The organism is Acidisoma sp. L85, assembly GCF_009765865.1.
Lineage (GTDB): Bacteria > Pseudomonadota > Alphaproteobacteria > Acetobacterales > Acetobacteraceae > Acidisoma.
In genome coordinates, this window is sequence record NZ_LMUQ01000063.1 from 17285 (window position 1) to 42145 (window position 24861).

A 24861-nucleotide genomic window follows, 5' to 3' on the forward strand; every position below is an offset into this window, starting at 1 on the left:
GCCAATCTAGGCGAGGGTGATGGAAGCGGCGCTTCGCTAATCTATTCAACTCGTTGCAAACCGGAGAATGTTGCCATGAAAGGTCGTGACCTATACGGCGCCACAATGTTTATGGTGGCGATAAGTTCAGCCTTAGCCTTGACCACTACGATACCGGTCGATGCGCAGGCCGTCGTGACGAAGCGAATTGTAGGCTATCTGTACACCACCACCAATGGCGAGGGGATCAATGAGATCGTCCGACTCGCCCGCTACGAGGATGGAACCGTCGGCGACGAAAAGACGTATCCTACCTATGTTCGGGGGGGTGCGAATCACGAGGCTCCCGCGCTCGGTGACTATGACGCTCAAGGCCAAACCCAGATCATTGGGGATTTCTTGCTGACCGCCGATATCGGCGCCCATTCGATTTCTGTCTTCAAGATCGATCGGCAAAGCGGCGAACTGACACTGATTGCGAGTGTCAATTCATATGGTCGGAAGCCGGTATCAATCAGTTCCATGCCCGTAGTTGGGCAGCCGGGCATGTTTTGGGTGGCGGTTGGGAATCAGTGGGACCAGCCGACGGTCATTTATGAAGGTGACAAGCTCCGGCGCCTTCCCAGCGATCAGTTCTTGACCGGCGATCTCAGCAAGCCGCATCCTTCCGATAAGGACCGCACGATCGAACTCTATCGGCTCGACAATCGCGACGGTACGCTAACACATGTTCGCACGCTTGATCACTTCTCCCGGGAGAATGGCGGAGCCTCGCAAGTAGCATTCAGTCCAGACGGCAGGAAGCTAGCCGTTTCCACCTGGGGGATTCCGCACTTCTTGACACGTGATCATAAGCTTGAAGAAATGCACCCAAGCCGAGTCTATATCTACGATTTCGATAACGGTATGGCCAGCCGACGGCGCTACTTCGAGGAGGCTGGAATTTCTGGATCCGTAGGATTTGAATGGGGTCCGCGTGCCGACCTGCTGTACGTAACCAACTTTTCGATTATCAACGCCAAGAGCAATAATGGACTGACAGTGCTCAAGGATGGTTCCAAGCAGGTAACTAAGGTAGCCAACTACTCCACGGGCCAGACCAATCCCAAGGACATTGACGAAGCCTGCTGGAGCACCCTCAGCCCCAAGAAGGATATGCTGTACGTTGTCAGCTACGTCACCAACGTGATTACGCCTTTTAGGCTTGATCCGGTGAGTGGCAAGGTTGTGAAACGTCTTCCGCTGATCACACGCGGCAATGGCTATGCACCGTCAAGTGATTCGAAAGATGTGACGATTTCATCTGATGGCAAGCATATGTATTGGCTCGGATCATTCGCCTCCTACTCCGTCAACTTATACGATATCGCGTCCGATGGTTCGGCGACTTTCAAAGGACAATACACTCTAGCGGCGACCAAGGAGGCGGTCGGTCAACCCGGTGTCTACGATCTCGCAGGAATCGCCCAGTATGACCTGAAGTAGTGGCTGCGCCTAGGTCACACGTTCCAGTAGCATCGCCGCAGGCGGCATTATCAAGTGTCAGCGACCTTGATCCGTACCCAGCAGCCGATTCTAACATCGGCGAAGGTCTTTTCCTGATGGCATTCCTAGCCTTGGTTGGCAGCGCACGGAGCATTTCACAGTTAAGGAACCTCTGAACAAGTCTTCCTCGACACGGTTACGGAGCGATCTGTAGGAATGTTGCGGTAGCGGCGGAGTTGAGTGAGATGCGGCAACTGACCCTAGCGAGCGCAAGCTTCGACAAGCATAGCAAGCAAACCCGTCGGGCGAAGTTCTTAGCCGAAATGGACCAGGTGGTGCCATGGCGTGAACTCTGCGCCCTAGTCGCGCCGTTCTACCCAAAGTTCGGCAGCGGCCGCCCACCGATCGGGCTGGAGCGCATGCTTCGGCTGCACTTCCTCCAGCATTGGTTCACCCTGTCAGATCCTGCGGCGGAGGAAGCGATTTATGATTCGCTTTCCATGCGTCGCTTCGTCGGCATCGACGTCGGCCGCGAGCCGGTGCTCGACGAAACCACCATCCTGAACTTACGGCATCTGCTCGAGCGGCACAATCTGGGCAAGCCGCTGTTCGAGCGCGTGAACGAGCACCTTACCTCGCGTGGACTGAAGGTGGCGGGCGGCACCATCGTCGATGCCACCGTCATCGCTGCCCCGAGCTCGACCAAGAATGCGACCAGTTCTTGCCGATGCAAGTCCACGAACGCCTGGCGAACACCGTCAGCGCTCGCCTTGCCCGAGATTGAGCTTATTCAGGCCTTCCTTAATCGTATTCATACACTAAGTTGGGAGGCGCGAAAGATCATCAATACGCGATAATATAGATTATCGCGTGTTGACCTCACAGTGTAATTATAGTGGGATCAGTCGGTTAGCTCGCATCAGGCGATTTCGGTGCAACCGTTAACAAGATTCCGCAGTGTGCTTCAGCTTGCAATTGATTGATAACAACGTGTTGGCATCATCCGGCCACGCCGTCGATGCCGTATCGAAACGAGGTAGCGTGGCCATCTATAGAAGCCGCTTTAGCTCAGCGATCTCACGACGCCACGTTGCGACTTGCGAGCTGGCAAACAGGGTCTTCGCTACTTCAACTACCGCGGCGAGACCATTACACTGAGGGTTGGACCTGCCGGCGTCGTTGTCATCTGTCGAAAGGAAGACCGACACATGGATGCATGCATGCCTCCTCGCGGCACGCCCGACGGAACGGTACACTGGGTTCACCACCCCACATACGGATATCGTGTCTGGGGCTGGGAGACGGACCACTGGCTATTCTACCAGGGCGTCGGCATCCACGCGGACGACGTGACGAAGGGAGACTGGGTTTATGTGGGCCCGGCAACACCGCCGCGCACAGAGACTGCCTCGAAACTTAATACCTAATGGCCGATCTCGTAGAAATACACCGCGCAGGGATTACCCGAACCGGTCGGTTCAGCGGCACCTGAGAACGCGGCCAGACCTCTGCCGGGCGGACTGCCGGGCATTAACTTCGGATGGTGCCAGATAATCACGTAGCTGATTGGATCGTTGCCGCAGAGCTTGTTGCCGTTGAGCAGTGTAGGGTTACTCGGCGGCGAAATCTTGAAAAGCGTTGCCGGTCCGTTGAAGCCACCGATCGCCGAGATCGTCAGATTGTGCAGCTTATGGATCGGGAAGCTCTTACCGCCGGCCATCACCATCCGGTTGTTGTAGAGCGTCACGTCACCGGTGATCGCGATGGAGTCAGTTGCCGTGGCCGTCCAGTGTTCGCTCCAGACCTTAGCTAGGCATGGAGAAGACGCCAGCAGCGCTGATGCGAGGACTATCTGGCGGATCATCGTCACCCCGGTGTTTTCAGTCGTCGCAGCGACAACCAGCTACGCTTTTCTCTTCGTTCTGCTCGACACCGACTGGATTGCGGGCTCGGCTTGAACGGCGGGCTCTGCCACTTTGCCCTTTCCACCCGCAATCGGCAGCTTGAGACCCGTCTGACGACGATCCGGATCCTTGCGCGCCTTTGGAGGCTTCGGCTGTTCCTCGGCGCTCTGCGCCTGCGCGAGGCTTCTCTTGAGCGCAGCCACAAGGTCGATGACGTTCCCGCGTTCAATCGGCCTTTCAGCCTCCGTGACCAACCCGCCACCCGCCAGCTTCGTGTCTATCAGCGCCCGGAGCCGGGTCTCGTAGCGGTCCTCTAAATCCGCCGGATCATACTTCCCTGATTTCCGCTGGATGAGCTGTGTAGCGAGTTCGACCATCTCGGGATCGGTCTTCAACTGCGCCGCGTCTTCGAAATACTCGTCGGCGCTGTTGAGGTCACGATCCTCATAGAGGGTGTGGGCCATCAGCCCGACGCCCATGGGGCGCAAGGCAACAGTCCGCTCCCGCTGCGAGATAACGACGCGCGTCAACGCGGTCTTTCCGGTCTTTGAGATTGCCTCTCACAGAACCGCATAAACATCCTCGCCGGCCTTTCCGTCTGGCGCCAGGAAGTAGCTCGCGTCGTAATAAATCGGATCGATCGCCCCTGCGTCTACAAACTTCTCGACCGACATGATTGAGGAGCTGTCCACCTTGACGCTCTCAAAGTCCTCATCATTCAGGATCAGGTATCGGTTCTTGTCGAACTCGTATCCTTTCACGCGCTCTATAGGAGCTCCCGTCCCAGAATCCTGGGAAACCATTTTGATCCGGTTGCCGGTTTCAGGGTTGATCATATTGAAACGGATCGCAGCCCGATCGTGCCGCGCATTGTAGAGGGCGACCGGGCAGGAGACGAGCGCCAGACGAAGATGGCCGCGCCAGATGGGTCGTGACGCCATGCTCGATTATCCAGACAGCAGAGGTTCCAGTCGCCGATAACAGAAGTCACTTCGACCAACGCGAGCAAGAGAGGGTCAGTTATTCTCCTTACCTCGCCAACCTCATTCAGAAGGTGAGGTGCGTCCGTCATGGCTTTGCGAATGTGCATTTCAGCAAGCCGCTAGAGGCGGCCAGAATAACTATCAACTTTCCGTTATTGCTCAACCCACCATCGAAGGCACCAAAATCACCACGGTCTAGATTAAGGGCGGTGGCTTCTCGCCGGCGTCAGATGCTTCGTCGGCTAACCTAGCATTACGGGCTCGAGATGAGCCTTCTTGACCCACCCAATAACAGGGACCGCTTCTGGTCACGAGATTGATGCCAGCGACCGACACCCGGCACGGGCAACGATTTCGCGGTAATGCTACATCACGGTCAACACGCGAGGCGCACTCTTATCGCGTGTTGACTCTAAGACTTCTTGTGCAAGCAGTATACCGCCGACGATCAACCGGTGCCCCGAACGAATAAACCGGAATCGTTGATCTTTTCCAAACCCGCTTCCCTTGTGCAGTGCAACATAATTGAGGGCCCTCCTGACGAGTTGCTCTATCGTTGCCTCCGGTTGAATCGCCAGACACTTCGTCACCAAATCCCGAGCGCGTTCGGCAAGCCCCAGCTTCGCGCAACATCCCGCCATTACGGCAAACGCTTCGGCGCTTGTTTGGGCGAGCAGGTCGGGTCTCGCTGCCGAAATCGGCAATCACACCATTGATGGCAAGCTTCTGACCCTGCACGTCCATCCAGCCCTCTGCCAAATTACGGACCCGACATCCGAACCTACGCTAGCACCTCTGCGCGATTTGTTCGTAATATTTCGCAAAATCTCGGAGAGAAATTGCGCTCAAAATCCGCGCTGCGGGAGTAGATATTTTCGAGAGTGTCACTTGGATATCAAGGGCGGCCAAGCGACTGCTAGGGAACCGGATCTTCGCGCCTCCGCAAAAGCCCGCTAGACAGGCGGCTTGGCCTCTGGAGTAGACAGCCCTTTGACGCTCGTGGTGACTCATGTTCGATCAAGCGGCTGTCTACCCGCCCAGTGGATCTTTCATCCACAGGATTCCGGGACGGCTTACTTCTTTCATATAGTCGACAAAGGCGCGCACGACAGGCGATAGTTCGCGGCGGCTGGGGAAGACTAGGCTAACCTCGACGGCGGGCGATGACCAGTCTGGGAAAAGATGGACAAGCCGGCCCGTCATGATCTGGGGCGTGCAGATATAGCCGCTTAAGATCCCCAGTCCGGCACCATTGGAAACCAAGCGGTGGATCGTGAGCGCCTCATTGACCGAAAGGCGCGGCTGCGTTTCGATTCGCACTGTCTCGCCCCCCCGGGAAAAGGTCCAGGGCCTCGCCCTGCCGTCCGGGCCGGGCATGTCGATCGTGTCGTGTCCTCCAATATGATCGATCGAAGAGGGTGTCCCTCTTCGATCGAGATAGGCGGGTGCGGCGCACAGATAGCGACGGATCTCGCCGAGCTTGACCGCGACCATCCCGGAATCGGGCAGCGGCCCCATGCGGACCGCGACATCGACCGCCTCCGCGATAAGATCGGCCGAGCGGCTTTCGAGATCGAGCGCGATCTCGATGTCGGGATAGAGCCGCAGGAACTCCGGCAACTGCTCGGCCAACACGTTGACGCCGAACCCCATGCCCGCGCTGACCTTCAAGAGACCGCGCGGCTGACCCGCGAGGCCGCGGACATAGGCCAGAGCCTCGCTTAGGTTTTCGATGATGCCAGTGCTGCGTTCGAGCAGCGCCTGGCCGGTCAGTGTCAGCACCACGTCGCGTGTCGTGCGCTGGAACAGGCGGGTGCCAAGGTCATCTTCGAGCCGGGCGATTGCGCGGCTGACGTTGGATTTGGGCAGACCGAGGGCGCGTGCCGCCGCCGTGAAGCTTTTGAGCGACGCGACTTTCTCGAATATCCGAAGGGAGTTGAGGTCAAGCACAGCGCATTGTCGCACTATTCGGCACAGTCTGTCCAATATCAGAGACGAACCAAACCTTTTTTTGCCTGTTTGCCAGCCCTAAGGTCGTCTGCAGCGTGCAACCGTAAGGACTGCCCCGATGGACGAAACAATCTTGGTAGTGGGCGCGAGCGGGAAATTCGCCGGGCTGGTGGTCCCCGAGCTGGCGAGACGAGGCGCCGATATCCGCGCAGTTATCCATGATGCCCGTGGCGAGCCGACCGTTCGCGCAGCCGGTGCGCAGGATGTCGTGGTCGCTGACCTGACGGACCCGGCGAGCGTCGCCGCCGCGCTTCGGGGTGTCGAACGCGTTTTCTACATCGCGCCCGTCACGCTTCGCGACGAAGCGACCGTGGGCAAAGCATTTGTCGAAGCGGCGATCGGGGCGGGGGTTCGGCGCTTCGTCTTCTCCGCGGTCATTCACCCGGTGCTGAGAGGCCTTCCAACCACGCGCTCAAGGCGCCAGTCGAGGATGCGGTGCTCAATTCCGACCTCGAATATAGCTTCCTGCATCCGACCGTGCTGTTTCAGAACTTTGCCGTGGCCTGGGACGGAATCATCAAGAGCGGGGTGGTCGCTGAACCTTAGTCGAATGATACGCGCTTCAGCCGCGTCGACTATCGCGACGTCGCCGAAGTGGCCGCGATCGCGCTGACCGAAGACCGCTTGCTGTACGGAACATTCGAGCTATGCGTCGAGGGCTGGCTGAATCGGCATGACGTTGCGGCGCTGATCGGCGAGGTGCTGGGCCGCGAGATTACTTCTCAACGGATCGATCCGGGCGCCCTTCCCGACGATGCGCAGGCGTTGCGGCCGATGTTCGACCATTATGATCGCATCGGCCTGCGCGGCAACGCGCTGACGCTTGCCGCCATTCTCGGTCGCGAGCCGCGCACGCTGCGCGCTTATTTCGAGGAACTCGCCGCTGGTGCCAGACCGGGGCACGGCCAATGAAGACCGGTAGAACAGTGATCGTCACCGGTGCTGCCGGGATGGGCGCGGAGTTCGTCCGACGCTTTCTCGACAACGGCGATATGGTAGTCGCGACCGACGCGAGTGACGACGCGCTCGAGGCGCTCTCCTCGAAGGCTGATAGCCCGCTGCTCAGGGTAAGAAGCGCCGATATCACCGATGAAGGCGCTACCGATGCGCTGGCCGCGTTTGCGGCCGAACAAAGTGGGCGCATCGACATTTGGTCAACGTCGCGGGCTTCTTCCCAATCCAACCATTCTTTTGAATGACTGCCGGGGACTGGCGCAAGATCATCGACGTGAATCTCACAGGCACCGCCCTGATGTGCAAGGCCGCGTTGCCCAGAATGGTCGGACGCGGCTGGGGACGGATCTTCAATATAGGATCGGCCTCAATCTACTCGGGGGTGAAGAGCCAGGCGCATTATGTCGCGGAAGGCGGGCACGATCGGTCTGTCGCGAAGCCTGGCACGCGAATTCGGTTCCGACGGCATAACCGTCAACGTCGCCGCGCCGGGCGTGACGATCACCGCGTCGGCGAAGAAGGCACTTCTGCGGGAAATTCAGGAGACTGCTATCAAGATGCGGTGCCTAAATCGCGAGGAGCATGCCGAGGATCTTGTCGGCACGGTGTTTTTCCTCGTTTCCCCCACGCCGATTTCATAACCGGCCAGACCATCATCGTCGATGGTGGCAGCGAAATGCTCTGAGCGAAAGGATTGTTTCGATGACCGACCTCTTCTCCCCGCTGCGCCTCGGCAATCTCGATCTGCCCAACCGCATCCTGATGTCCGCGATGACGCGGACCCGCGCCACCCCAGACAATATCCCGACCGAACTCATCGCTGAGTATTTCGCGCAGCGCGCGGGTGCGGGTCTGATTATGACGGACTGCACCGCGGTCTCCGCGCAAGCGCGTGGCATAATCCGCGGACCGGGCATCTGGCGCGACGACCAGATGGCCGGCTGGCGTATCGTCACCCACCGGGTGCACACAGCGGGCGGCCGCATCTTTTGCCAGATCTGGCATTGTGGGCGCGTCGCGCATCCCGACATGCGCGATGGCGAAATGCCGGTAGGGCCCTCGGCGATTCCCGCGACGGGCGATTTCTTTCTGCCTCCGGGCCGGGTCGATTTTCCTGTGCCGCGCGAACTCGGTATCGGGGAGCTGCCGGGGATCATCGCGGATTTCGCCCAAGCAACGCGCAACGCCCGTGCCGCCGGTTTCGACGGCGTCGAGTTGCATGGTGCCAATGGCTATCTCCACGATCAATTTCTGCAGGACGGGTCGAACAAGCGCACCGACGCCTATGGCGGATCGGCGGAGAACCGAGCGCGGCTGATGGTGGAGACGACGCAGGCAATGATCGAGGCTTGGGAGGCGGCGCGGGTCGGCGTGCGGCTGTCGCCCTCGAGCTATCTCTACGGCGTCGACGACAGCGACAAACGCGCGACATTCGGCACCGTGATCGGCCAGTTGAACGCACTAGGGATCGCCTACCTCACCTTGCTAGAGCCCAATGAGAAGGATGCCGAGAAGGGGGTCCAGATCAACGATGTCGCCGAAACATTCCGGTCTCGCGTCACCGTGCCGCTGATCGTGAATACCGGCTTCGACAAGGCGAAGGGCAATGCGTTCATCGCCGACGGCAAAGCTGACGCCGTCGCCTTTGGTGTGCCGTATATCGCCAACCCCGATCTCGTCGAACGCCTGCGCCATGACGCGCCGCTCGACGAACCCGATCCTTCCACCTTCTACGGCGAGGGCGCAAAGGGTTATACCGACTATCCTTCGCTGCCCGAGGCCAAACCGGAATGACCGCCGCGGAGCCAGCGCCGATTCCGGGCCTGCGCAGTACGTTCGCGACGGTCGGCGGGTTGCGCCTGCATTACTGGATCGGCGGTGAACCCAAAGGCCAACCTGTGATCCTTTGGCACGGGTTCCTATCGACTGGCTACGCTTGGCGTGAGGTTGCGCCGGCGCTGACGGAAGCGGGGATGGCGGTGCTCGTCCCGGACATGCGGGGCTTCGGTAAGAGCGACAAGCCTGCGGGCAATGACGGCTATGACGCCCGCTCGCTTTTCGAGGAATGCCGCGCGCTGGTCGCCGCTATCGGCTTTGGTGGCGGCCGCCCCTGATTCAAGCCGCGCACGACATGGGCGCACTCCCCGCGCTGATCTGATCAGCGGACCATTCGCAGGACGTCGCCGGCCTCCTCTATATCGAGGCGCCGGTCATGCTGGGCGCTGTTCTGCAACCGGTCTTTTTCCTACACGCAGGAGGCGATGGCACGGGGCTCGATGTGGTGGTGGATAGTACCCCTTGCCCCTGGCGTCCCCGAGGCGCTGATCGTCGGTAACGAACGCGCCTTTCTCGATTGGTTCTTCGCAGGCGAGCACGTCGTCAACCACGCCGCAATCACGCCGGCGGCGATCGACGAATATCTGCGCACATTTGCCGGGCCAGAGGGTGTGCTCGGAAGCATGGGCATCTACCGCGCGGCCTTTGCCAGCATCGAGCAGACCGAACCGTTGATGGCTGACAAGGTGACCGTTCCGGTCGTCGCGCTCGGTGGCGAAAAAGGACTGGGCGCGAAGGTGGGCGAAATGGTTGCGATGGTCGCCGCAGACGTCGAGGCACATACACTCGGGGGCTGCGGCCACTTCATGACCGAGGAGCGGCCCGCCTTCGTTATCGACCATATCCGCGCGCTCGGAGCGCGCGTTGGTGCCCGGAACGCCAGCAAGCTCAGGATGGCATGAGGATCGAAGAGCAGATGATGATGAGCATTACCCATCACGACGAGCACCTGGTCGATCGCGTCGCGATGCTGGCGATGCGCGCGATGATCGCCTTGCAGCCCACCGCCGATCTCGGTCCAGATGGGCGCCCAGCATTCGACGATCTGATGGAAAAGACGCCGATTGCGGAAGGCGTCGAATATGGACCGGCGATGGTAGGCGGCGTCCATGGCTGGTGGTGCCGGCCTGTCGGAACCGAAGCCGGGTGCGCGATCCTGTACCTTCACGGCGGCGCCTATGCGGTGGGCTCCGCACGGGCCTATCGCCATTTCGGCGGACAGATTGCGACGCGCGCGAGAGCGCCCGTGTTCGTGGCGGATTATGCACTCGCCCCGGGGCGCCCCTTCCCCGCCGCGGTGGACGATGCCGAGGCTGCTTATCGCGCGCTCGCGGACACGGGTGCGTCGCGCCTCGCCATAGTGGGTGATTCCGCTGGAGGTGGCTTGGCGCTGGTCGTTGCCTCCAGCATGACCCGAGCCGCGCGCAAGGGTGTCGTGCCAAGGCCGGTCGCCACGGTCGCCCTGTCGCCATGGACCGACCTCGCGCTGACCGGCGAGAGCATCACGACCCGCGCTGGCAACGATCCGTTGCTCACCAGCGCCGCGCTGCAGGCCGCCAGGCAGCGCTATCTCCGCCAGCACGACCCCCGCGACCCGCTTGCTTCGCCGCTCTACGGCGACCTTGCCGGCCTGCCGCCCACGATGCTGCATGTCGGCGAGGACGAAATCCTGCTCGATGACGCGCGGCGATATGTTGAGCGGCTCGGTGCCGCGGGGTCGGCGGGCGAACTTCATATCTGGAGGGGGATGGTGCACGTCTTTCCAGCGAACCTAGCCTTGCTGCGGGCCGCACGTGAGGCAACCGACGACGTCGGGGCCTTTCTGCGCGGCCGTCTCGCCGACCCCGTTTAAACGCCACACAAGGAGCCATGCATGACACGCATTCTTTTCGTTGGCCAAAAGCCGGAAACTGTCGATTTCTCCGACCCGTCCTTCCGTCTGGTTTTGATGCCGACAAGATCAACGCCGGCATCGCCGTCGCGATGGAGAAGATCACTGAACGCGGATGGCAGGGACACACCTGCATGATGACGCCCGACGATGCTGGTCAAGCGATGCTCGAACAGCAATTGAAGGCCGCCGCCTATGACTGCGTCGTGATCGGCGGCGGGCTCAGGCTGCCGCCCAAGGGCCTGGCGCTGTTCGAGGCGGTCGTAAATATTGTCCACAAGTCAGCACTCACCTCGGCAATCGCCTTCAACACCAAGCCGGAAGACACCGCCGACGCCGCGGCGCGGCAACTCGGCAACGGATAGCTAAAACTCGCGGATAGAGGCGTTTCGAGGCGTGAGACGTATGTGTTAACCTCTGATGGTCAGCGCACGTTGCCATTGGCGCTCAATCGCTACAATATATACAGTGTTGTATGATCGCGCGGATTAACATTTCCCTCCCAGGGGCGCTGCAAGATGAGGGGACTTGACCTGACTACACCTTATAAGCTGGCGCTTAATGACGATAGCAGGGCGAAGTCGCTGACATTGTTGGCTGACGGCAGCCAAGCTAAATTAGCTCTCCACATAAGGTTGGTGCCCGACGTCCAGCACGTTGATCCGACCTGAAGTCTGCCGACCGGGACTAGATAAAGCTGAGTAATTTGATAGATTCTCCAGCCGAGACAACCTTATCCTTTTCGGACAAGAGTTCGAAGTGCCGGAATCGTTGTGCGGCCCGCTCGAATGATATGCCTAGTAGGGCCGGCGGCGCCTGTGTTTATCGCGATGGGTTGGGGGGGCGCGTTGCTAGCTTCGAGACTACAGGCTGGTGGTGATCCGATTTTGCTTCGACGTCGACTTCGAGGAATGTGAACTGGCCGAACTTGATATCGTTTGAATCGACTGACGGGCTAAGTCGGCATCGCGCAGTTCCAACTCGGATTACTTGGATTGGTCGTACATCAAGATCTGCATGTAGACGAAGCTGATTGGGCTTTGGCCACCACCGAGACGTCGAAGGCTGCGATCCCAGCGAAGGCTGCGCCAAGAAGATAGTGTTTAAAAAGCAGCGGTCGACTCATGGCGCGGCACTCCAACGGTATTGTTGCGTGTTGAGTGGCGCCGGCTTGGCGTGGGGCATCGCCAGACCGGCGGCGGTTATGGACGCCGGGCTTCTGCTATCGCCAGTGTGTCGATGTATTGGCGGAAGCGGGCGATCTTGCCGTCTTTGACCACCCAGACGTGGGCGTAGCGGGCGGTGGCAGATTTGCCGGTTGAACCGTGAACACCGGAAAATTCGCCTAGGGACACCACGCTGTTGCCCTCGGTGATGAATTCGGTGGGCACGAGCGTGAAACTCGACCACTCCGCCATCAGGGGCTTGAACAGGCCCTCAGCGACGCGTTCGGGACCGCGCCCTTCGACTTGATAGTGCCACATGGTGATCCACTCGATGTCTGGGGCCATCAGGCCGATGGCTCCTAGGGCATCGCTGACACTTAGTTTCTCGTAGAAGCTGCGCACGATGTCGGTGGGATTGGCAGTCATGGTTTGTCTCCAATAGGTGGGGCGGCGCGTGTATTGGCCTTTTGCAGTGAGAAGGGCCGAACGCCCCTTTGAGCGTTCGGCCGGTGCTCGGATCAGACGTGCTTGGCTAGGAACTCGCGCATAGCCGCGCCGATCTCGCAGGCGTGGGTCTCAAGGGCAAAGTGGCCGCTATCAACGAAACGGATGTCGGCCTCCGGAACGTCGCGCCTGAAGGCCTCGGCACCTGCGGGGACAAAGAATGGGTCGTTTTTGCCCCACACCGCCAGCACAGGCGGACGATGTTCACGCAAGTAGGCCTGAATTTCACCGTACATTGCGACGTTGGTCTTGTAGTTGCCTAGCAGGTCCAACTGGATCTCGTCGTTTCCCGAGCGAGCCAGGTAAAAGTCGTCGAGGTTGCGGCCATCCGGCGATACCAGATTCGGATCACTCACACCGTGGGTATATTGGAAGAAGGTCGTCTCGGGCGCGAGAAACCCGCGTAGGGCGTTACGGTTGGCGTCGCTCGGGTCGTTCCAGTAGGCCTGCACCGGGGCGAAGGCCTCGGACACACCTTCAAGGTAGGTGTTGCCGTTCTGCGAGACGATGGCGGTAATGCGCTCAGGATGCTTAACCGCCAGGCGGAAGCCGATCGGAGCGCCATAGTCGAACACGTAGAGGGCAAATTTTTTCAACCCCAAGACTTCAGTGAAGCGGTCGACCACCTCGGTAAGATTCTCGAAAGTATAGGAGAAGCTCTCGCTGCTACGTGACTGGGTCATGCTGTAGGCGAAAGGTCCACGGCTGGGTTGCTCAGTTAACCCAAAGCCAGGCAGGTCCGGAGCGACAACATGGTAGTGTTCAGAAAGCTCCGGGATCAGGTCTCGAAACATATGGCTGGCACTGGGAAAGCCATGCAACAACAGGACGACTGGGGCATCGGAGGCGCCGGCTGAGCGGTAAAACACTTTGAGGCCGTCGACGTCGACGGTGTTGAAGCGAACAGTCATGTTGTAATCTCCCAAGGTTATGGCGGCCGTGCCGCCCTTTCAATGATATTGTTGTCTGACTTTCCAGAATTGCCGCATAGCTTCTCAATTTGGAAATTGGCCTTCCGTCCAGTGAGAGGTTATTCTGCCCGACTAAAGGCGGTTCGAGGGGAACGGCCGTCCTTGGGGCGGAAGAGCAATGGATCGACTGGAAGCAATGACTATCGTGCTGCTCACGGTCGGAAAGGGTAGCCTGACAGCGGCGGCGAAGGCCTTGAACATGCCGCTGCCGACCATCAGCCGAAAAGTCCAAGAACTTGAGAGCCATCTCGGCGCCAAGATACTGCAACGCTCGTCGCGCACGCTTACGCTGACGAATGCCGGTCAAGACTATGTCGCCGGCATCGAACGCATCATCGAGGAGCGCGACGGAGTCGAGCGGGCAGCGGCCGGCGAATACATGCGGCCCAGGGGCGAGTTGGCGCTCACTGCGCCTTTGCTCTTTGGGCAGATGTACATGCTGCCGCTGGTCACCGATTTTCTAAATGCGTTTCCTGAGATCAATTTCCGGCTTTTGCTTTCGGACCGGAATTTGCACCTCCATGATGACCACGTAGACATGGCAGTCCGTATAGGTGCGTTGCCGGACAGTAGTATGATAGCGACCCGGATCGGCTTAATGGACTCAGTAGTGTGCGGCTCGCCGAACCTGATAATGCTTCGCGGCGCGCCGGAGCACCCTCGGGACCTTGAGCGACTACCCTGTGTGATTTTTGCGGGGCCATCGTCTGCCGTCTGGACATTCCAGGATCCGGAGACCCAACGCGACTTTCAGATCAATATCGTGCCTCGGCTATCAGTGACATCGGCGGAGAGCGCTGTTCAGGCCTCGTTGCGAAGCACGGGATGCAGCCGTCTCTACCGATACCACTGCAATGACGCCCTGCGGGCCGAAACATTGGTTCAGGTTCTGCGGCCCTTCGACGTTAAATCGATCCCGGTTCATCTCGTGCACGCAGCACGTGGGCAGCTTCCTCTTAAGATGCGGGTGTTCCTCGATTTTGCGGCTACTCAATTGCGATCGACCCTCTCCAGCTCACCTAGCGAAGCTCCTTTTCTGGCCCAGATGGTTGAGCCCTTCCACGTGATGGAAGCTACACTCTCAATATGAATGGATTATGAGCGGCAGCAGAATGGCGCATCTACTCTTTACCGAAGCCAATGGGCTGGGAAAGTAAGGAGAAATAAAATGGCTCGCATCGCTATTCCGACCAAAGAACAGGCTCCTGTGAAGTCACAGCCGATACTGGAAAACTACGATAAAGTCCTGGGAACTATCCCGAACTTCTTTGCGATGATTTCTCAATCGCCCGACGCCTTGAAGGCAATTGCAGACATGCATGCCACGCTCGGCAAGAGCCTCGGCCACAAGACCCGCGAGCGTATCCACGTGATGACGGCGGAAGTGAACGGTTGCAGCTACTGCCTGACTGCCCACAGCTACCTCGGCGCCAAGCTGATGGGCCTCACTGCGGAAGATTTGGAGTTGAATCGCTCGGGCCATTCCACCGACCCCAAGGCTGACGCTGCGCTCACATTCGCTTACAAGGTCGCCAAGTCACGCGGCCATATCGAGGATGCTGACTTCGATGCCGTTCGCGCCGCCGGCTTCTCCGACGCAGAGATCGTCGATATCGTCGCCGAGACTGCCTTCAGCTTTATCACCAACCTCTTCAACAACACTTTCAAAACCGAACGGGACTCTCTGTTCCAGCCGGCCCTTACGGTGCGCGCTGCAGCTTGATCGGATGCGGGCCGGGCGCTAGCGCTCGTCCGGCTTCGCCCGCCATCGCATCCTCAATACCGTTCGAACGGCTAAACAAGCCTAACCTTCTGTAATTCCATGCGCCGTCAATCGATCCGGCTAAGCAGAGAGAGACGCAATGACCGTTGTCGTGATTCCCATCTATGAGAACGTGACCCAACTCGACTTCACGGCGCCGCACCAGTTCCTGACGATGATCCCCGACATTGAAGTGATCGTTGCATCCGTAGGGGGGATTGCGGTTACCTCCACCGGCCTGACGTTCGAGAAACTGGCTGATTTAGAGGCGATCCAGCGCTGTGACGTTCTCTGCATTCCGGGCGGTTTAGGTTGCATTGATGCAATGGAGAACGATCGTTTCATGACTGCAGTGCGTCGGTTGGCCGATACGGCCACCTACCAAACCTCAGTCTGCTCGGGCTCCCTGATCCTCGGTGCGGCCGATCTTCTTAACGGTCGACGAGCGGCCAGCCACTGGGCTTGGCGAGACCTCTTGCAAACCTTCGGCGCCATCCCTGACTCCTCGCGGGTCGTGCGCGACAAGAACATCATAACTGGCGGTGGCGTGACTGCCGGTGCGGACTTCGCACTCACCCTGATCTCCGAGTTGCGCGGTGAGGACGCCGCTCAGTGTGTCCAGCTGGCACTCGAATACGCGCCCGCCCCGCCGTTCAACGCGGGGAACGCGGATACAGCACCGGCTCACATCCGCTCAATGGTGACCGGTCAATTGAATGAGCTCATGGGTAACGCACGTCAGCGGCTTGATGAGATCGCAAGCCGAAGCGCCTTGGCGTAAGCGGGAGGCTTTCGCAGTTGGAAGCCTCTCTCTCATTTTGCTGCAATTACCCTTGGTCTGCCAGATTTTGGCATCAGCTGGCTGAACTTGTGCGTGCGGAAGGAGGCAGAAGTGTCCGCGGAACAGTTTCCCGATAATAAGAACGTCCATGGTCCATCGATAGGCTTATCCTTGTCGGCTGGGCTCATTTGCGTCGTGCTGATCGGAATCGATCTTCGACCCGCGCTCGTCTCAATTGGACCGCTTATTGACACGATCCAGTCGAGATTCAGTCTTAGCCATGCCGAGGCTTCTCTCCTCACCACTATCCCTGAAGTCATGATGGGCCTCCTTGCGGTGCCAGCCCCTGGGCTAGCACGCCGCTACGGTCGCGACCGGGTGATTCTCGCGGCTCTTGCCCTCCTTTCGGTAGCTACGATCGCCCGCGCGCTCTCGACTGAGACGCTTCTCCTCTACCTTTCGACGGCTGCTGTGGGTTGTGGTATTGCGATCGCCGGAGCGTTGGTGGGTGGATTCATAAAAGCAAATTTCCCGACCCGCGCTCCGCTCCTCGTCGGAATCTATGGAGCCGCACTTGGTCTTGGCGCTACACTCTCAGCAGCGGTCACGGGGCCTATGGCAACCCACCTCGGCTGGCGCTTGGCAGCTGGCTTCTGGGCGGTCCTCGGTCTGACGGCCCTTGCGGCCTGGTTGTTCGTACTGTCCCGCCACGATGCCCGCATAACCGTCGCCAGTCGCCGCTACAGCCTCCCTTTCCGGGATAGGAAAGCTTGGCTTATCGGGCTCTTCTTCGCGGCCGACAATTTCCTCTTTTATGCTCTGGTGTCGTGGATCGTGCCCATGCTGCGCGAGCGCCAGGTCTCGGAAGTGACGGCTGGCCTGGTCCTCGCAAGCTTCACGATTGGTCTGTCTGTCGGGATGATCTTGGCGGGCGCAATCAGCTTCAAAAGTGACCGCCGTATCTTTCTTGCGGGCTTCTCGACGCTGACCTTGCTCGGCCTTATAGCCATCGCTCTTTCGCCGACGATGGCGCCTTTCGTATTCATGCCGATGATTTCGTTCGGCATCGGCGGCTGCTTCGCGCTTGGCATGACGCTGCCTCTCGACAATACTCGCGATCCCGACGAGGCGAACACCTGGAGCGCCTTTGCCATCCTGATCGCCTACCTGATTGCGGCAACAGGCCCCCTTTTTGTAGGCGCGCTGCGCGACATTACCTATAGCTTCGACTTGCCATTCCAGCTGCTCACTTTAGTAGGTTTGGCAATGCTTGGATTGACGCCGTTCCTGACGCCGAAATCGAAGAAGGCGTAACTGCCTCATACACACTTCTGCCGTGATGACCGAGCCAGTCCCGCTATAGGGCCGACTTTGTCACTCGCTCACGAAGACGTGGAACGACGAAGTCGACAAACGCGCGAAGTTTAAGCGGCAGCCTATTCTGCTTATCGTAAATCAGGTGCACGGGCCTCCCCTCAGGCTCGAAAGGCTCAAGCACGAGCTGCAGCAACCCCTCTCGTACAAAGTCGGCGATCTGGTAGGACATAGCTCTGAGGATGCCGGCGCCGGCAAGCGCGGCATCGATCGCCGCGTCGATGGTGCTGACGCTCAGGCGCGACCGAAACGGGATCGCCACCTCGTTCCCTTCCGACCAGTATCGCCATGTGCTCTGCGCGGACACGCTCTCAAACGAGATCATTTCGTGTGTGGCCAGGTCCTGGGGGACCTTAAGCGGTGTCCGGGTGGCAAGGTAGGATGGGCTCGCACAGGTTACCCGGCGGATAGTGCCTAGTCGTGTCGCGATCAGATTGCTGTCGGGCAGGTCCCCGATACGCAGCGCCACGTCGACCTGATCGTCCAAGAAGTGAGTAACCCGGTCAGTCAGCATCAGCTCGACCGCAACCTCCGGGAAGGCGGCAAGGAAGCTCATGACGACCGGAAGGAGGTGCAGGCGGCCAAACATTATGGGTGCGGTGACCACCAAATCGCCCCTCGGCTCAGTGTATTCTCCAGCGGCGGCACGTTCAGCCTCGTTAAGCTGATCCAGGATCGTCTTAGCAGCGGTGACAAAGGAACGACCAGCCGGTGTCAGGTCCAGGCCTTTGGAGGAGCGGATCAGCAGGTCGGCCTTTAAATGGCTCTCCAGTTCAGAAACCTTTCGACTTACCGTCGCCAGCGGCAGGCCGAGCTTTCGGCTCGCCTTAGAGAGGCTTCCACATTCCACGGCTGTAAGCATCACCGACATCGCTTCAAGACGATCCACAGGCCTACCAGTTTTTGGAAAGTTACCTCCCGATCTTAGCCGCTGGTCAGAAAAAAAGCGAAGGGCCAATTTGTGACCTTACGCGCGGCCATTATGGCGCACATGGCAAGTTAGGGATCTTCCGATGTCTACGCCCGTCTTTCAACGCATAGTTTTGGTGCGAGATCGGAAGATATTCTACCGTGAGGCTGGAGATCCGTCGGCGCCAACGATCCTACTACTCCACGGACTGCCGGGGAGCAGCGCCGACTATAGCAACCTGATCGTGGCCCTCGCCGATAAATTTCACCTTATTGCGCCTGACTACATCGGCTTCGGCGAATCCGAAGCGCCTACACGCGACCAATTCGACTATACCTTCGAGAACCTTTCTACGCATGTGGCCGGCTTGGTTGATGCGATCGGACTCAAGTCGTACACGCTTTACATGCACGATTGCGGCGGACCGGTAGGCTTTCGCCTCTTCGTCCGAGACCCCTCTCGGATAACGGGCTTCGTGATCCAGAACGCGAATGCTTACGTCGAGGGGGTAAGCACCGCATGCTTTCGGGCACTCGCACCCCTTTGGGAGAGCCGTACCATTAAAACGGAATGGGCGGCCCAGCAGTTTGTCAGCTTTATTCATCCCGACGCACTTGCCGCTGAGACGCCCCCGGCCGGCCACTCTGCGGCCGGCTATTGCCCCCTCAAGCTCTGCGAGGCTCCGGCTGGTCTGATTGATCTTCTGGAAGATTACAGGACTAACGTCGCCCTTTATCCGGACTGGCAAGCCGCTTTCCGGAAGCATACGCCGCCAACCCTGATAATATGGGGCAAGCACGACCCGGTCTTCATTCCACCCGGCGCACGCGCCTATCTCAATGACCTACCGCAGGCGAAGCTGGTCTGGCTAGACGCCGGACACGCCGTCCTCGAGCAGAACTGGGTCAATGTTGCCACTCAAATAAAGGTAGCCTTTCTTCCCTGCACAGTGCCGCTGCTATCGGCTGCAATGATCGCTCACGAGCGAGCTGCACGCATTTATCACCACAGACAACCCACTTAGCGAGGCCGACACGCGTCGGCATGGAGGCTCCAATGACCTACGGATTCCTAGACGCCCTGACGACACCTGGCGTACGCGCCGCCCAGGTGGCCAATGGTGTTGGCCAACTATGGGAAGAGATGGAGCTGGACTTGCCGCAGAACCGCTTCACCGATCGTGAGTTGGGATTCATCGCAGCACGCGACAGCTTCTACGCAGCAAGCATCTCTGAGTCAGGCTGGCCTTATATCCAGCATCGCGGCGGTCCGGCAGGATTTTTGCGGCCTCTGAATGAGCAATGTTTAGGGTTCGCCGACTACGCTGGAAATCGCCAGTACCTGACCTTGGGTGACATCGGCGCAGAAAGTAGGGTCGCGCTGTTCTTGATGGACTACCCTAATCGGCGCCGTCTCAAAACCCTTGCTCATATGGCCGCCCACGACCTGACGGCGGAGCCCAAACTCGCCGCCCAGCTGGCCACCCCGGGCTACTGAGGGCGGCCTGATCGTGGGTTCACCCTACGACTTGAGGCCTTCGACTGGAACTGCCCTCAGCACATCACGCCACGCTTCACTGAGGCGGAACTTCTTGCTGCGATGGCGGATCGTTCGAGCAGTTGACCGGACAAACTCTGGTCCGATATCGGTCGGGTGTTCTGAGTCTAGTTTGGACTCAAAAACTGGCGGGCACTAGCAGCTCGCTTGAGCCCTTTGTGCCCGCCTGGCAATGAATGGGGCGCAGATTAGCATGCCTCACAAACAGGTGGATGCTTGGAGTGGGTCGAGCGGGAAGAAGCTCCCCTTTTCGACCAATATGACGTCCGGTGGGACCTCTCAAAGAACTTCATGATGATACTAATGTACCCGGCATCTTTAACAGGTATCGGTAAAGACTCGTCGAGTGCGGCGTCATTTTGGGTCATAACAACACTGGTCATTGAACGTCTCCTTTACATCCAAGCCAAGCCGGCTCTGATGAGAAGAGAGTGGCACGCTGCCGCTTGCCGATATACCTCTCATGATTGAGAACGACGCTTACGCGGAATGGGAGGTTTCGGAGCTAAGGGCGAATGCGGTTCGTCTCCTCGCGTTAAAATCGAGCGTGCGGTCGAGATAGTCATCAAGCCGCAAGGGGAAGCTCCAGGCAGCGTTTGATTCCATTAACGGCAGGGTGAGGGGCAGTAGCCTCGTCAATATCGAGAAAGGCATTGATGTCATCGCCCCACAGCCACCTTCTGATTTGCAGCATCAAGATTTGAGAGACAACGGGAGGTGCACAACTTTCGACAGTGTCAGGTCGGTCCTGAAGTCGGCATCTATAACCAGGGATACGATGACGGCAACTTTGGCGCGCTCACCACGATCGCCGTATTTGTGTCTTCAAAACCGGACCTTAACGAACCGTTTAGCATTCGGAAGAGCTGAAGATAACGTGTGCGACAAAGGTTCACGCAGCGAAACATCCCCATTGCCATCGCCAGATCCCCGGCTCGCACGAGAACAACGCATGAATCTGCCAGTGATGGGGGTCAAAACGGGCTTTCTAGGGGCTATGGGGCGGGCAGATATTGGCGACACGGGGATAAAGACGGGATGCTTGCGCGGCACAAGCGCAGCCGAAGCGGGACCAGATCGACTATATGAACGAATGGAGCTAGGCTTCGAGGTCGAGGCAGTTCAACTTGGCAGCCTGAGTGAGGCTGTAGAAGCACAATCCGATTAACCCAAAGAAAGTTTGTAGGACTTAGTCAATGTTTTTTGCGATGTGGAATGGCGAGGAGATCGCCCGCAGCCTCAAATGCATTATAGTAGAAAATCGGCTGTACTTCCCGCCCAACTCTGTGCGCTTTGGCGCTCTGAGGGCAACGGGCGGTAGCAGCCAATGCTATTGGAAAGGCGGCGCGGCTTCGTACTTCGACGTTCTGGCTGCCGATAAAATCAATCCAGGTGCAGCGTGGACCTACACGGAAACTGCACCGATCGCTCGGCCGATCGAGAATTGGATCGCTTTTTGGCAAGGGATAGAAAGTCGATGGATCGGCGAAGGCGAGGGACGGCCGCGAGTCCTCGAACATGCAACTCCAAGCGTTGCAAAAGCGCTTGGTGTGAAGGAAGTCCAGTGGCGGCCGGGCCTCGAAATTCCGGGACTTGAGGATGAATTCACGGGCTACCGCATCGCTTCTCCACCATCACTTGTTGAGATCTATGTTGAAAATGGTGCCTACGATCGGGCTACATTGCTAGAGATGGCACGTAGCCGTGCTGGTGCGGTCGCGCGCTATTCGAACGTTTGTGTCGCTAGCGGAAGGCCTCCGCTTGGTTACATTGCAGTGTGGGGAAGCGCCTTTCCATCTAAAGGCGCATTAGTGGCGCTAAGTGTGGGTCAGTCTGTTCTTGATCTCGAAAGCGCACCTGAGATTGTTTCCGCGGATTCGCAAACCGGGCGATGAAACTGAGTGACGTTTGAACGTCTAAACCACGGCCGCCAACACGACCATGTGGGCGGTCAACGACTGCATGCGCGTCATCCTGGAGCCGGCCGACTGGCCCTGATGGCTAGGTGAGGAAGAGGCCGACGCCAGCCCCTTGATGCGCCCTGCCGCCGATGGCGTGTTGCACCTGTGGCCGTCAACAGCGTCCGCAACAACGGCGCGGAACTGCTCGACCGGGTGGACGATCCTCATGCGCCGCCGCCGAGCGATGCACCGCCGGGAAATAACCCGGCATAGCCGTCCATTGCGGGCCGGCCGCTAACTGTCGACGCATGCTTGAATAGCCGCTGCAAAGGATCGCCTGAGCGTTTGTGCCCGGTCGTCCTGCAGAGATGGTGAGTGCAGGGCGAAGCGCATCGTGGCCAACCCAAGCACGCAGGCGGTAATCAATACGGCTTTGCCCTCTGCCTCCCCATGGCCGAGCTGCCGTGCCAGTGGCGTCACAAAGTTTGCGTGAAGGCTGGCCGATAGAATTGGCGCTGCCATTGGGCTCGTTGCAGATCGCAGTAGAAAACGAAAGGCGTCGAACTCGTCAGGAGCTGCAATCTCTTTCTGCGGTGCGAGGAGAAAACTGGCGATTGTCTGACCCAATAATTCCGGCGCTACGTGGAACGCGGCTTCCAGATCGAAGGCTGAATTAGCGACTTCTTGAAAGAGCGCTTCCTTCGATCCGAACAGGCGGATGACAATCGCCGCATCGGTTTCAGCGCGGGCTGCAATCTCACGAACCCCGACATGATCGAAGCCAGCCTCGCAGAAGGCCAATCGTGCCGCCGCCAGCACCCGCGCACGCGTCTCATCCGATGACGAACGCGGACGTCTAGGCCTCTTAAGCGCACCTTTATCAACAATCGTTGACAAACTTTCCCCGCTCACTATGTTCAAAGTCAACAACTGTTGATAAGAGGAGATAGTATGCAAATTCAAGGGAAGATTGCTCTTGTCACCGGAGGCACCAGCGGGATCGGCCTCGCCACGGCGCGGCGTCTCATGATGGAGGGCGCAACGGTGATCGCCACAGGCCGTGACGGTGAACGGCTCCGCAAAGTGGCGGAAAGCCTTGGTCAGCGTGGCGATGCCATCGCCGCCGATCTGGCCACGTGCAGGACATCAACCACCTGATGGCGCAGGCAAAAGAGCGCCACGGGCGTTTGGACATACTGGTGGTCAATGCCGGGATCTCGCACGCACCCCCAATTCAAGATATGGATTTGGCCAGCTATGCCGCGCTGATGGATGTGAACTGCCGAGGGGCGGCCTTTACCTTTGCCAAGGCGGTGCCGTCGCTGGCGGAGGGAGCTGCCGTGGTTTTTGTGGGTTCGGTTGCCGGCCGCAAAGGCCAGCCCGGAGACGCACTCTATGCCGGCAGCAAGGGCTTTATCCGCGCCTTCGCTCGCAATCTCGGCACCGACCCCGCTTTGTTGGCGCGTGGCATCCGGGTCAACGTCGTCTCGCCCGGTCCGATTGCCACGCCTCTCACGCAGGAGGCGACCAGTAATCCCGAAGTCAGCGCGTATGTCGAACGGCTCGTCCCCATGGGGCGATGGGGCCAAGCGGAGGAGGTCGCAGAGGCCATCCTGTTCCTCGCGTCTAACGCGTCGCGCTTCACCACGGGTGCGGAAATCACCGTCGATGGAGGCGTGGCCCATGTCTAAGATGATGCCGGGAAAGCCAGCGGTAGCCTCCGCTCCGGTGCGCGGCTTCGGTCCCGCTGGAAATCCCCTTTGGTATGTCAGCCGCGATGCGGATGTGCGTAAGGTGCTCACCTGCCCCTTCGCCAGCTCCGACCCGTCACGCCCCGGCTTTCCCGAGCCGGAAGACCTTGACGCTCGCACGCCGTTCCTCATCGAGCTGGATGCCTCGGACCATGCTCGGCTGCGTCGCTTGGTTCTGCCTGAGTTTACCGCCCACGCAATCAGCCGGCTTCACCCTAAGCTGCAACGATCCGCAGACCAGTTGATTGCCGCGATGTGCGCTGCCGGGCCGGATGCGGATTTCGCGGAGGCCTTCGCCAAGCCCATGGCCTCGCAGGCGATCTGTCATCTCTTAGCGGTGCCCATCACCGATGGGCCGCTTCTGACAGGCATTGCGACCACGCTTGCTGACGACAGCCAAGGGCCGCAGGCCCAAGGAGCAGCGTTCTTAGCCGTCACAGAATATATGGAGAAGTTTATCGATCACCGAATTGCTGATCCTGGCTCGGACTTGTTCAGCCGCTTGGCTACAGCGCCTCTTAATGATGGCAAGGTCACACGAGACGAACTTGTCGCACTCGCGATCATGTTGTTGATGGCGGGCCACGACACAAACGCAAAGATGATTGTTCTTGGCGTTGGCACCCTACTTGATCACCCTGACGTTGTGGCTCGGATTGTCACGGACGAAGCTGCCGCTCAAGCGGCGGTTGAAGAGCTGCTGCGGCTGCATTCGATTGGGGATGATGACGGCTTCCGCGTCGCCACGGCCGACATGGAAGTGGGAGGCATCACGATCCGGCCTGGTGAGGGGATTGTGCCGCTTGTGCGCCATGCAAATTATGATCACGCCGTCTACGCACGCCCCGATTGCATGGATATCGACCTGAAAGAAAATCGGCATCTCGCGTTTGGCACTGGTCCGCATTTGTGTTTGGGACGAGAGCTGGCTAGAGCCGTGCAGATGATCGCCTATCGGACGCTGTTCAGCGCCATTCCATCCCTTCGACGGACCTCGATTGACCCTGAAAACTTGCAAATCACAGGATGGGCCAGCTCCTAATTCGTTTAGCTCCCCCAGCGCAACGCTCCGCCTTCGGATGTTTAAAAGCGGATCGGCTCTACGGCATCGATCCCAAAAGATACCCGGTGCCTCCGGCCGG

The 24861-nt window shown here is 59.1% G+C and carries 27 protein-coding genes and 3 pseudogenes; 22 read left to right on the plus strand and 8 right to left on the minus strand.

What is annotated here, in order from left to right:
- Positions 1-75 precede the first annotated feature (75 nt).
- The 3 genes and pseudogenes from GSQ83_RS21330 to GSQ83_RS21340 all read left to right on the plus strand — a co-directional run bounded on the left by GSQ83_RS21330 (position 76) and on the right by GSQ83_RS21340 (position 2891).
- On the plus strand, positions 76-1464 hold the full coding sequence (locus tag GSQ83_RS21330) for a hypothetical protein (RefSeq protein WP_158804912.1): 1389 nt from the start codon (positions 76-78) through the stop codon (positions 1462-1464).
- Between the two features lie 245 nt (positions 1465-1709).
- Positions 1710-2174 (plus strand): annotated as a pseudogene (locus tag GSQ83_RS21335) (IS5 family transposase); the annotation flags it as partial.
- A 510-nt stretch (positions 2175-2684) separates the two neighbouring features.
- On the plus strand, positions 2685-2891 hold the full coding sequence (locus GSQ83_RS21340) for a hypothetical protein (protein WP_158804914.1): 207 nt from the start codon (positions 2685-2687) through the stop codon (positions 2889-2891).
- Here the strand turns inward: GSQ83_RS21340 and GSQ83_RS21345 are convergent.
- The 4 genes from GSQ83_RS21345 to GSQ83_RS21360 all read right to left on the minus strand — a co-directional run bounded on the left by GSQ83_RS21345 (position 2888) and on the right by GSQ83_RS21360 (position 6301).
- Positions 2888-3334, minus strand: a complete 447-nt coding sequence (locus tag GSQ83_RS21345) for a hypothetical protein (RefSeq protein WP_158804915.1) — start codon at positions 3332-3334, stop codon at positions 2888-2890. The genes GSQ83_RS21340 and GSQ83_RS21345 overlap by 4 nt on opposite strands.
- Before the next feature lie 33 nt (positions 3335-3367).
- On the minus strand, positions 3368-3847 hold the full coding sequence (locus GSQ83_RS21350) for a hypothetical protein (protein ID WP_158804916.1): 480 nt from the start codon (positions 3845-3847) through the stop codon (positions 3368-3370).
- Between the two features lie 81 nt (positions 3848-3928).
- Positions 3929-4309 (minus strand): Ku protein, encoded by a 381-nt coding sequence (locus GSQ83_RS21355; RefSeq protein ID WP_158804917.1) that lies wholly within the window; start codon positions 4307-4309, stop codon positions 3929-3931.
- 1071 nt (positions 4310-5380) lie between these two features.
- Positions 5381-6301, minus strand: coding sequence for a LysR family transcriptional regulator (locus GSQ83_RS21360; protein WP_158804918.1), 921 nt, complete (start codon positions 6299-6301; stop codon positions 5381-5383).
- A 118-nt stretch (positions 6302-6419) separates the two neighbouring features.
- On the opposite strand from GSQ83_RS21360, the pseudogene GSQ83_RS31465 reads away from it, so the two are divergent.
- From GSQ83_RS31465 to GSQ83_RS21405, 9 genes and pseudogenes are all read left to right on the plus strand, one after another.
- Positions 6420-6680 (plus strand): annotated as a pseudogene (locus GSQ83_RS31465) (SDR family oxidoreductase); the annotation flags it as partial.
- Positions 6681-6955: 275 nt separating this feature from the next.
- Positions 6956-7273: a hypothetical protein gene (locus GSQ83_RS30080; RefSeq protein ID WP_216850439.1), complete on the plus strand. Its 318-nt coding sequence runs from the start codon at positions 6956-6958 to the stop codon at positions 7271-7273.
- Positions 7270-7560, plus strand: coding sequence for an SDR family NAD(P)-dependent oxidoreductase (locus GSQ83_RS21370; RefSeq protein ID WP_158804919.1), 291 nt, complete (start codon positions 7270-7272; stop codon positions 7558-7560). Before GSQ83_RS30080 ends, GSQ83_RS21370 begins: the two co-directional genes overlap by 4 nt.
- Positions 7561-7613: 53 nt before the next feature.
- Positions 7614-7956 (plus strand): annotated as a pseudogene (locus tag GSQ83_RS21380) (SDR family oxidoreductase).
- Between the two features lie 61 nt (positions 7957-8017).
- Positions 8018-9109, plus strand: a complete 1092-nt coding sequence (locus GSQ83_RS21385) for an alkene reductase (protein ID WP_158804921.1) — start codon at positions 8018-8020, stop codon at positions 9107-9109.
- Positions 9106-9429 (plus strand): alpha/beta fold hydrolase, encoded by a 324-nt coding sequence (locus GSQ83_RS21390; RefSeq protein WP_158804922.1) that lies wholly within the window; start codon positions 9106-9108, stop codon positions 9427-9429. The genes GSQ83_RS21385 and GSQ83_RS21390 overlap by 4 nt, the downstream gene beginning before the upstream one ends.
- Before the next feature lie 147 nt (positions 9430-9576).
- Positions 9577-10053, plus strand: coding sequence for an alpha/beta fold hydrolase (locus tag GSQ83_RS21395; protein ID WP_158804923.1), 477 nt, complete (start codon positions 9577-9579; stop codon positions 10051-10053).
- On the plus strand, positions 10050-11003 hold the full coding sequence (locus GSQ83_RS21400) for an alpha/beta hydrolase (RefSeq protein WP_216850440.1): 954 nt from the start codon (positions 10050-10052) through the stop codon (positions 11001-11003). The genes GSQ83_RS21395 and GSQ83_RS21400 overlap by 4 nt, the downstream gene beginning before the upstream one ends.
- Before the next feature lie 17 nt (positions 11004-11020).
- Entirely contained in the window at positions 11021-11407 is a 387-nt protein-coding gene (locus GSQ83_RS21405) for a hypothetical protein (protein WP_216850441.1), read from the plus strand.
- Positions 11408-12244: 837 nt separating this feature from the next.
- Here GSQ83_RS21405 and GSQ83_RS21410 read toward each other — a convergent pair.
- Entirely contained in the window at positions 12245-12634 is a 390-nt protein-coding gene (locus GSQ83_RS21410) for a nuclear transport factor 2 family protein (protein WP_158804924.1), read from the minus strand.
- A 92-nt stretch (positions 12635-12726) separates the two neighbouring features.
- On the minus strand, positions 12727-13623 hold the full coding sequence (locus GSQ83_RS21415; RefSeq protein ID WP_158804925.1) for an alpha/beta fold hydrolase: 897 nt from the start codon (positions 13621-13623) through the stop codon (positions 12727-12729).
- 196 nt (positions 13624-13819) lie between these two features.
- On the opposite strand from GSQ83_RS21415, the gene GSQ83_RS21420 reads away from it, so the two are divergent.
- From GSQ83_RS21420 to GSQ83_RS21435, 4 genes are all read left to right on the plus strand, one after another.
- A complete protein-coding gene (locus GSQ83_RS21420) occupies positions 13820-14773 on the plus strand; it encodes a LysR family transcriptional regulator (RefSeq protein WP_371418052.1) in 954 nt (317 codons plus the stop codon).
- A gap of 78 nt (positions 14774-14851) precedes the next feature.
- Complete coding sequence (locus GSQ83_RS21425) at positions 14852-15406, plus strand: carboxymuconolactone decarboxylase family protein (RefSeq protein ID WP_158804927.1); 555 nt, start codon at positions 14852-14854, stop codon at positions 15404-15406.
- Between the two features lie 139 nt (positions 15407-15545).
- Positions 15546-16226, plus strand: coding sequence for a DJ-1/PfpI family protein (locus tag GSQ83_RS21430; protein WP_158804928.1), 681 nt, complete (start codon positions 15546-15548; stop codon positions 16224-16226).
- A 111-nt stretch (positions 16227-16337) separates the two neighbouring features.
- Positions 16338-17540 carry a CynX/NimT family MFS transporter gene (locus GSQ83_RS21435; RefSeq protein WP_216850445.1) on the plus strand — a complete coding sequence of 401 codons (1203 nt, stop codon included), beginning with the start codon at positions 16338-16340 and terminating at the stop codon, positions 17538-17540.
- A 43-nt stretch (positions 17541-17583) separates the two neighbouring features.
- Here GSQ83_RS21435 and GSQ83_RS21440 read toward each other — a convergent pair whose 3' ends face one another.
- The gene (locus GSQ83_RS21440; protein WP_216850447.1) at positions 17584-18558 is read right to left on the minus strand and encodes a LysR family transcriptional regulator; all 975 of its coding nucleotides are present in this window, start codon (positions 18556-18558) and stop codon (positions 17584-17586) included.
- A gap of 55 nt (positions 18559-18613) precedes the next feature.
- On the opposite strand from GSQ83_RS21440, the gene GSQ83_RS21445 reads away from it, so the two are divergent.
- The 3 genes from GSQ83_RS21445 to GSQ83_RS21455 all read left to right on the plus strand — a co-directional run bounded on the left by GSQ83_RS21445 (position 18614) and on the right by GSQ83_RS21455 (position 21962).
- Positions 18614-19534 (plus strand): alpha/beta fold hydrolase, encoded by a 921-nt coding sequence (locus GSQ83_RS21445; protein WP_158804929.1) that lies wholly within the window; start codon positions 18614-18616, stop codon positions 19532-19534.
- A 32-nt stretch (positions 19535-19566) separates the two neighbouring features.
- The gene (locus tag GSQ83_RS21450; protein ID WP_216850449.1) at positions 19567-20007 is read left to right on the plus strand and encodes a pyridoxamine 5'-phosphate oxidase family protein; all 441 of its coding nucleotides are present in this window, start codon (positions 19567-19569) and stop codon (positions 20005-20007) included.
- Between the two features lie 1256 nt (positions 20008-21263).
- Positions 21264-21962: a DUF427 domain-containing protein gene (locus GSQ83_RS21455; RefSeq protein ID WP_158804930.1), complete on the plus strand. Its 699-nt coding sequence runs from the start codon at positions 21264-21266 to the stop codon at positions 21960-21962.
- Positions 21963-22262: 300 nt separating this feature from the next.
- On the opposite strand, the gene GSQ83_RS21460 is transcribed toward GSQ83_RS21455, so the two are convergent.
- Positions 22263-22931, minus strand: coding sequence for a TetR/AcrR family transcriptional regulator (locus GSQ83_RS21460; protein WP_158804931.1), 669 nt, complete (start codon positions 22929-22931; stop codon positions 22263-22265).
- On the opposite strand from GSQ83_RS21460, the gene GSQ83_RS21465 reads away from it, so the two are divergent.
- From GSQ83_RS21465 to GSQ83_RS21475, 3 genes are all read left to right on the plus strand, one after another.
- Positions 22920-23126 carry an SDR family NAD(P)-dependent oxidoreductase gene (locus GSQ83_RS21465; protein ID WP_158804932.1) on the plus strand — a complete coding sequence of 69 codons (207 nt, stop codon included), beginning with the start codon at positions 22920-22922 and terminating at the stop codon, positions 23124-23126. The two genes, GSQ83_RS21460 and GSQ83_RS21465, sit on opposite strands and share 12 nt — an antisense overlap.
- Positions 23105-23659, plus strand: coding sequence for an SDR family NAD(P)-dependent oxidoreductase (locus tag GSQ83_RS21470; RefSeq protein ID WP_158804933.1), 555 nt, complete (start codon positions 23105-23107; stop codon positions 23657-23659). Before GSQ83_RS21465 ends, GSQ83_RS21470 begins: the two co-directional genes overlap by 22 nt.
- A gap of 229 nt (positions 23660-23888) precedes the next feature.
- On the plus strand, positions 23889-24761 hold the full coding sequence (locus GSQ83_RS21475; RefSeq protein WP_216850451.1) for a cytochrome P450: 873 nt from the start codon (positions 23889-23891) through the stop codon (positions 24759-24761).
- The last annotated feature ends 100 nt before the right edge of the window (positions 24762-24861 follow it).